This window comes from Mycobacterium sp., from assembly GCF_052143115.1.
In the GTDB taxonomy this organism is placed as follows: Bacteria; Actinomycetota; Actinomycetes; order Mycobacteriales; family Mycobacteriaceae; genus Mycobacterium.
In genome coordinates this window covers 101,642-109,151 of record NZ_JBKQTQ010000066.1, presented here as the reverse complement: position 1 = coordinate 109,151, position 7,510 = coordinate 101,642, and the positions used below count along the sequence as shown (strand labels likewise).

The following is a 7,510-nucleotide window of genomic DNA, read 5'->3' as shown; positions in this document are numbered from 1 at the left end:
CGATCGCCTTGCCAAGAAATGCATTGAGTTTGTCTTCGGTAGCGGTCATCGCCAGCTCCTCTGTTCACCGCGGCTCAACGCTAAACCGGTCCGGCGTCAACCGGCGCTGATTTCACATCTCCCGGTTGTCTTACATTTTGCCTACCGGCTACGCGCAGCACGCGGTCGCTGCGGTCATCCGACCCTCCGCCGCTTCCGGCCCCCGGTTTCCCAGTTCACCAGCATAGGGCGCAAGACGGCGAAGACGCGGTTTAATCAGGCCGCCATCAGCGGCACGTATCGCGCGTTAAGTGGGCGTATCCCTGCTGTCTGTCTCCTTGGCCAGCACGCGATACACAGTTGCCCTGCTAACGCCGAGCGTGCCCGCGATGGTGGTGACTGGCTCGCCGCTTGCATGCATCCGCCGCGCCAACGCCGCCTTCGACTGATCGAGCGCCTTGGGTCGGCCGACGTGCCTGAGACGTGGATGTCTCTGCCGGATTCGGACGATGTTCAAGGTAAGACCGTCTCTGTTGTGACATTCTGCGGGTGTGTCGGCTCCTCCGGCGGCTGCTCCTTCAGGCGTGGTGACGTTTCTGTTCACCGATGTGGAGGGTTCGACCCGTCGGTGGGAGGCGGACGCCGATGCGATGCGGGCGGCTCTGGCCGCACACGACGAGGTGTTGCGCGGGGCGATCGAGGGGCACGGGGGCTGGTTGTTCAAGCACACCGGCGACGGCGTGTGTGCAGTGTTCGCCTCCCCCACGGGTGCGGTCGATGCGGCGGTGGCTGCCCAGCGGGCGTTGGGGTTGCCTGTCCGGATGGGGCTGGCGACCGGCGAGGCCGAGTTGAGCGAGGGGGATTACTTCGGAGCGACAACGACCTGCCGGTGATCAGTAAGCCCGACCACCGCTATCGGCCGGTCCAGTACTACGACGCAGTGGAGACCGAGGCGTTCGGGCAGGCCCGCATCACGGCCGCCGTGCGTGCCCGGCTGGACGAACTGATGCCCGAACCGCTCGACGCCGTACTTGAACGCGAGGCGCGGCAGCGCGTCCCCGTCGCCGAGCGACCGCGCGAAAGGGAAGACTGATGCGGTACATCGACGTGGAACGGGCTGCGCGAGAGGAGAATTGGCGCCGCCAACCTGGCGTTGGCTCTCACCCACGCTGCGCGCGAGGCGTTAGAGGTCAAGCGCGGACGGCCGACCAAGGGGCAACGACTATGACCGCGCCCAACACACCACCAGCAACCAAGTGCACCAAGACCGCGCCAAGCGATGCATCGGATGAATTGATGAGATCGGCGCGGCTTTAGCGGGGCCGATCTGACCCAAGCGGACTCAGTCGAATTCGAGTAGCCGACTACTCGTGTCGTTCGACGTTACGCCGTGTCTGATTTACAGGAAGAGACGTCCTTGGAGGCTATCGTGCAACCTGTTCCGAATCCCGAGCGTGTGGGTACGCGGCACGTCGACGAGCAGCTGTCGATGGATCGGTTGATGGGGCTGGCGGTGTTTGGCGAGAAGGTCGCCTCGCGCACGTATGCTCTCATGGCCGACCTCAGACCTGACGACGCGTCGCTACTGCGCAAGTTTGCCAGCATGGAGGGCAAGCACGGTACATGGTTCGCCGCGGCGAGCGCGGCCAATGGTTTTCATCCGGACCGCGCTTTCGCCAATAAGGAGCTCGGTTACTTGATCGCGCAGGTGGACGACCACCATCGCGCCGGAGACTTCGATGCGCTCGCGGTGCTACAAGGGTTCATCGTCGAGTGCCTTGCGATCTCGACCTATGCACCATTCGTCGAGGTTGGTCGTCGGTGGAACATGCATGAGTTGTTCGCGCGCGTACTCGACGAAGAGCGCTACCACGTGGACTGGGTGACACGTTACTTGCGGTTGCGCTTCTTCGATCGCGACGCCGACTTTGTCGCGCTCGTCGAACGTGTCAATACGCAGGGAGTGGACTGCGTCGGCGGAACCCTGATGAACATCACGGACTACCTCGCATGCGTCGGGGTCTCGGGCGCCGACTGTGCCGGCGCGATGACCGACGAATACACGGGCCTCCTCGAACGCGTCGGCATCGAGGAGCGGCGTGCCATGAAGAGCGTGATGAGTTTGTTCATTCCTCTCGTTCGAAAGTATCGCCGTGGGGAGAAGACGAAGTGAGTCATCCCCCCGCAGCTGCCGCGGCCCAGCACGATGAGCTCGATGGCGACGAGCTTCTCCTCTGGGCAATCATGCGGACGTTCGAGGTTCAAGCGTTTGCCCAGTATCGAGAACACACGCCCCAGCTTGCGGTACCAAAGGACGGAGTAGGCGCGTTGCTCATCCGGGTCTCGGGGGATGATCGTCTCCTCGACGGAAGCGTGCTTGGTGCTTCGATGAAGGCGCTGGTGGCAAGTGCGAGCGAGGCTCGCCACGAAGGCGAGATCCTGGTGATCCAGGGGCTGGTGCTCGAGCGCGTCCGTCAGGTCGTGTACTCCAACCTCGCGGGACTCGACACGCTGTCGGAACGCTCGAGGTCGATGGCCGCAGTGCTGCAAGCGGCGAGCGCTGCGACCGTCGCGCTCGCTCCACCGTTGTTCGCGTTCGCATGCAGCGGCCGAGGACAGCAGCCGTTCTCGATGTTCGCCGAGGCTTCAGATGACGTGCTCCACAAGCTCGACTCCGTTGGAGAAGGGGTAGACGAGGTATTCGGTTCGCGCTTCGGTTTGCGATTCGCGGACATCATCGGCGACTTCGTGGCCGATCTCGTGCCTACCTGCGGGAAGTTCGGCATGGACCGCCGCAAGGTCATGTCACATCTCGCTGGCGCGCTCATGGGGATCTGACGATGCGCCCCCGGAAACCATCCATCATGGTCACCGGCGCCAGCGGCTACATCGGGCGCTTGATCGCGGCGACGCTGCTCGAGCGAGAGCCACAGACGACGACGATCCTCGCACCGGTCCGAGCGAATCACGACCATGCGAAGCTGCGCTCGCTGATCGCGGACGAGCTACCGACGAGAGATGCGGACGTTCGTGCTCGCATGCTCGATCGCCTCGTATTCTTGCCCCTACCACCCACCGGCAGCTTTGCAACCCAGCTCGTGCCACACCTGTTGCAAGCGCTCAACGAGTACGAGCTCGTGTCGGTGGTCCACGTCGCCGGTTGCCTCAGTTACTTCAATGAAGCCAAGCTGCGCGAGGGGAACGAAGAGCTCACGACGCTCATGCTCGAGCTGGCGCGAACGCTTGGCGTTGGTATGTTCGTCTACCTATCAACGGCGTTCTGCTCGGGGTATCAGAACGAGCCGATCCCCGAGGCTCTCCACGGAGATCCGCCATCCGATCCGAACGAGTACACCAAGTCCAAACGTCGCACCGAGTCGATCGTGGCGTCGAGTGGTGTCCCGTTCCAGATCCACCGGCCCTCGGTCGTGGTTGGCCGGAGCACCGACGGGTATTACTCGGGAAAGCCTTACGGGGCTTACCAGCTCTGGACCGGCCTCTGCCGCTTCCTCTGTGACCGATACCGAAACGTGATCCACGTCGTCGCGCCTGAGGTGCCTCTCAACGTCGTGCACCAAGATGCCGTTCAGGCGGGTTTCTACGCGGCGTTCAAGAGTCTGCCGGCTGGCGCGATCGTTCACCTCGTCTCGCGCAGGGCTGCCGTCCCCACGGCGCGCGAGTGCTGGCACCTGTGGATGGAGGCATGTGGTCGACCGGCCGAGGTCTACTATTACGACCAGTTGTCGGACCTCGACCGCACATCGCTCGACGAGCCACAGCGTCTGCTGGTGGAGTTTGGCGAGGCCAACATCGAGATCTCGACACATGACTGGCAGTTCGAGACAGGGGCTCTCGACCTGCTGCGCCACGGGACACTGCACTATCCCGACGCGACCCGGTCCTCGATGGCATCGTGTCTCGACTGGTTTCTCGCGAGAAACGCTTCCGCGCAGGCGTTCATGAGCGCTCACGCGCCGCTGCGTGACGGCGTTCGTCCGATCGCGGTTCCGGTGCCAGCCGGATCAGGCCGGGAAGTCGAGCCGCACGACTAGTACCAGTACCGCGACACAGGGGAATGGACCGGTTCCGCGGCACGGTCCGACATCCATCCGAGCGAGAAGTGATTCACAGGAAGAGCGGAAGATCGGAAGAGTTTTTCGGTTCTCCCGCAGGATCTGTGGGTTGACGACGGCGTGATCGCGCCGCGCAACGCCCCTCACCTCGTCGCCCTGGTCCGTGCTGGCGCCCGCTTCGAGAAAGGCAAACTCGTCTGGCAGTCATGGCCAGCGCCAGCGATTCCTTGTCACCCTCCGCTCAAAACGGGTAGTGGACTACGCGTGTCATGGCCAGCCGGCCGTTCCTAAGCTGCGTCGATGGACTTCGCTCGGCTCGACTGCCTCGCCCGCATGGGCATGATGTCCGCAGCGCTTCGGCGCCGATGGAGCGGCACGGTGGCGATGGCGCAGGTCGACTTCTATCGGCCGCTCAAACCGCTTGAGAAGTTCGAGATCGGAGCGCAGGTGCTTTCGTGGAACCACCCCTGGTTCTACATGCGGCAGACGTTCCGTACGCGTCAGTGCCCCAACAGGATCGTCGCGACCGGGTATGTGAAGACGATCTTCTGCTCGCCGTCCGGGCAGGTGGCGCCTGAGGACGTGGTCCGAATGGCCCTCGGTCATGACTTGCAGGCGCCTACCAAGCCCGATCATCTTCGGGTCAAATCCGAACTCATGGGTCCTGCCGCCGTTGTCAACGCGTCCGTCGTGGAGCCGCACCCCCGAGCGGTGATGGAGATGAGCCACGAGCCGGTCCACCACACACCCGGCCTGTTGATCGAAGAGCCCGCTGAAGCTCTCCCTGCCTAAACGGAAGGCGCTGTCGTGCTACAGAAAATCGCCATATCGGCCATCGCCGCCCCGCGGCGAATCATCGCCGTCGCACTGCTGATCATGGTCGGCGCGGCTATCTTCGGCATTCCGGTTACCACGAGCCTGTCCACCGGTGGTTTTCGGGATCCGACGTCGCAGTCCTGGCGCGCGTCGCAGCTGCTGGCCGACAAGTTCGACATCGGCGACATGCAGCTGGTCCTTGCTGTGACCTCTGATGCCGGTGCGCACAGCGAGGCGGCCCGTGCCGCCGGTGACAAGCTGGTTTCGCTGTTGAAGAGCTTGCCGTACGTGACCGACGTGAAGTCCGCGTGGACAGCACCGCCGGGCGCGGGCCAAGCGCTAGTCAGCAAGGACGGCAAGACCGGATTGATCGTGGCCGGCATCACCGGTGGTGAGACCGGCGCGCAACAGCACGCGACGGATCTGCTCGGTCGGCTGCCCCGCTTCAACGGCGTCACGGTCAAGGCAGGTGGTGAGGTGACCACCTACGTCCAAACCATCGAACAAACGAAAATAGACTTGCTCGTGATGGAGGCCATCGCCTTCCCGTTGAGTTTTGTTGTGCTGGTTGGGGTTTTCGGCGGACTCTTAGCGGCGGCGCTGCCCTTGGCGGTTGGCGTGTTCGCGATCCTGGGCTCGATGGCGGTGATGCGGGCAATTACGTTCGTCACCGACGTCTCGGTTTTTGCGTTGAACCTGATCCTGGCGATGGGACTCGCGCTAGCCATCGACTACACGCTGCTGATCGTCAGCCGGTTCCGCGACGAGTTGGCCGACGGCGCAGGACGCGACGAGGCATTGATTCGCACTATGGCAACCGCGGGCCGGACCGTGCTGTTCTCGGCGACTACGGTCGCGCTGTCGATGATCGCGATGGCGTTGTTCCCCATGTACTTGCTGAAGTCGTTCGCGTACGCGGGTGTCGCCGTGGTCGCTTTGGCAGCGATTGCCTCGGTGACGTTAACACCGGCGATGATCGCTCTCCTCGGTGACCGGCTCGACGCCTTGGATCTGCGCGCTGGGATCCGCGGTATGCTGGGCCGCCCCCAGCCGGTGCGACGGGCGATCCGGCAGACATTCTGGTATGGCTGGACGAAAGCCGCTATGCGGCGCCCAATTTCAGGCGGCCTGGCGATCGTCGCAGTGTTGCTGCTACTGGGCGCACCGTTCCTTGGCGTCAAGTGGGGTTACTTCGATGAGCGAGTGCTGCCCGGCTCGGCGTCCGCACGCGAAGTCGGTGAGGCGCTGCGTTCCGATTTCGCGGTCAATTCTTTGACTGATGTGATCGTCGTCATTCCCGATATGGCCGAGGTGACACCAACCGAACTCGGCTTGTATGCCGCCGGGTTATCAAGTGTGCCGGATGTGTCCTCGGTCTCGTCACCCGCCGGCACGTACGCCCACGGCGCCTTGGTCGGCCCGCCCTCGGCCCCGGCCGGATCAAAAGCCGGCAGCGCATTCTTGACAGTTAACTCCCTCGCGCCGCTGTACTCGCGGGCATCGGAGACTCAACTGAATCGGCTGCACGCCGTCGCAACTCCCGGTGGCGCAGAGGTCCAGATGACAGGCTGCGCGCAGATCAACCGCGACAGCGCGAAGGCGGTTTCCGCACGGCTGCCGCTGGTGTTGTCGGTCATCGCGGCGATCACCTTCGTGCTGCTGTTCGTGCTGACCGGCAGCGTTGTGCTACCGCTAAAGGCATTGTTACTCAACATGTTGTCGTTGACCGCCACATTTGGTGCGCTGGTATGGATCTTCCAGCAAGGGCACCTCGGTGGCTTCGGCACGACGGCCACCGGCACGCTGATGGCAAGCGTACCTGTGCTGTTGTTCTGCCTTGCTTTCGGGCTCTCGATGGACTACGAGGTGTTCTTGATTTCGAGGATCCGGGAGCTTTGGATGGCATCAGGAAAGACCCACGCTGACAATGCCGAAAGCGTCGCATTAGGCCTGGCCCGCACTGGCCGGGTGGTGACGGCCGCGGCGGTGCTGATGGCGGTCACATTCGCCTCGCTGATGGCCGCGAAGGTGTCAATCATGTGCATGTGCGGTGCTGGAGTGTCGTTGGCGGTCCTGATGGACGCCACGCTGGTTCGGATGCTGCTGATGCCGGCATTCATGCGGATACTGGGCCCGCTGAACTGGTGGGCGCCTGGATCTCTGGCGCGCCTGCATCGGCGCTTCGGTATCTCCGAATCCGGGGAGTTGCCCGAACTTGCGCGCCCCGGAAGCCACCACTCCGGTGAGGCGATACGGGGGCTAGCCGATTTGCAGAGACGACCACACCGACGCGATGACCGCGCTGGGCGCGATGGAGACGCCGAAACCCGAGGCGGGCAATGTTGTGCCGCTCGACGAAGTCGGCGGAAGGGAAATGAGCGGCCCGCTGCATGGAGTATGTCCGAAGCATGCTTCGGGTGCTTGGTCGCGACATACGCACAGAAGACGAGCCAGATTAGCCACGCGCCAAAGATGAGTAGCGGGATGACGCATGTGGGTGAGATCAGCAACACAGTAGGCCTCCAAGCCATAACTGGCTGCTCCGGAAGCCAGCGTCGTCCGGTTTGGAGTCCTGGCCGAGGTCCGTTCGCCACCTGATACCAGGCGGAGATACCTGGGCTGACCGCAATTCCGAAGCGACG

General features: G+C 63.4%; 6 protein-coding genes and 2 pseudogenes. 7 read left to right on the top strand and 1 reads right to left on the bottom strand.

Annotated features, from left to right (window positions below; translation table 11 throughout):
• Positions 1-286: 286 nt before the first annotated feature.
• Positions 287-457, bottom strand: a pseudogene (locus ACLQI9_RS07740) (helix-turn-helix domain-containing protein); the annotation flags it as partial.
• 109 nt (positions 458-566) lie between these two features.
• Between ACLQI9_RS07740 and ACLQI9_RS07735 the strand changes: the two are divergent.
• From ACLQI9_RS07735 to ACLQI9_RS07705, 7 genes and pseudogenes are all read left to right on the top strand, one after another.
• Positions 567-851: pseudogene (locus ACLQI9_RS07735) on the top strand (ATP-binding protein); the annotation flags it as partial.
• A gap of 17 nt (positions 852-868) precedes the next feature.
• The gene (locus tag ACLQI9_RS07730) at positions 869-1,072 is read left to right on the top strand and encodes a hypothetical protein (RefSeq protein WP_442378107.1); all 204 of its coding nucleotides are present in this window, start codon (positions 869-871) and stop codon (positions 1,070-1,072) included.
• 324 nt (positions 1,073-1,396) lie between these two features.
• Positions 1,397-2,152, top strand: coding sequence for a long-chain fatty aldehyde decarbonylase (locus tag ACLQI9_RS07725; RefSeq protein WP_442378106.1), 756 nt, complete (start codon positions 1,397-1,399; stop codon positions 2,150-2,152).
• The gene (locus tag ACLQI9_RS07720; protein WP_442378105.1) at positions 2,149-2,817 is read left to right on the top strand and encodes a hypothetical protein; all 669 of its coding nucleotides are present in this window, start codon (positions 2,149-2,151) and stop codon (positions 2,815-2,817) included. Before ACLQI9_RS07725 ends, ACLQI9_RS07720 begins: the two co-directional genes overlap by 4 nt.
• 2 nt (positions 2,818-2,819) lie before the next feature.
• The gene (locus ACLQI9_RS07715; protein WP_442378104.1) at positions 2,820-4,031 is read left to right on the top strand and encodes an SDR family oxidoreductase; all 1,212 of its coding nucleotides are present in this window, start codon (positions 2,820-2,822) and stop codon (positions 4,029-4,031) included.
• Between the two features lie 321 nt (positions 4,032-4,352).
• A complete protein-coding gene (locus tag ACLQI9_RS07710; protein WP_442378103.1) occupies positions 4,353-4,844 on the top strand; it encodes an acyl-CoA thioesterase in 492 nt (163 codons plus the stop codon).
• Positions 4,845-4,859: 15 nt separating this feature from the next.
• A complete protein-coding gene (locus tag ACLQI9_RS07705) occupies positions 4,860-7,466 on the top strand; it encodes an MMPL family transporter (protein ID WP_442378102.1) in 2,607 nt (868 codons plus the stop codon).
• Positions 7,467-7,510 lie beyond the last annotated feature (44 nt).

What these genes read in the sequence shown, in the direction of transcription:
- ACLQI9_RS07715 (WP_442378104.1), top strand. Translation starts at nt 2,820, where the DNA reads ATGCGCCCCCGGAAACCATCCATCATGGTCACCGGCGCCAGCGGCTAC.
- ACLQI9_RS07710 (WP_442378103.1), top strand. Translation starts at nt 4,353, where the DNA reads ATGGACTTCGCTCGGCTCGACTGCCTCGCCCGCATGGGCATGATGTCC.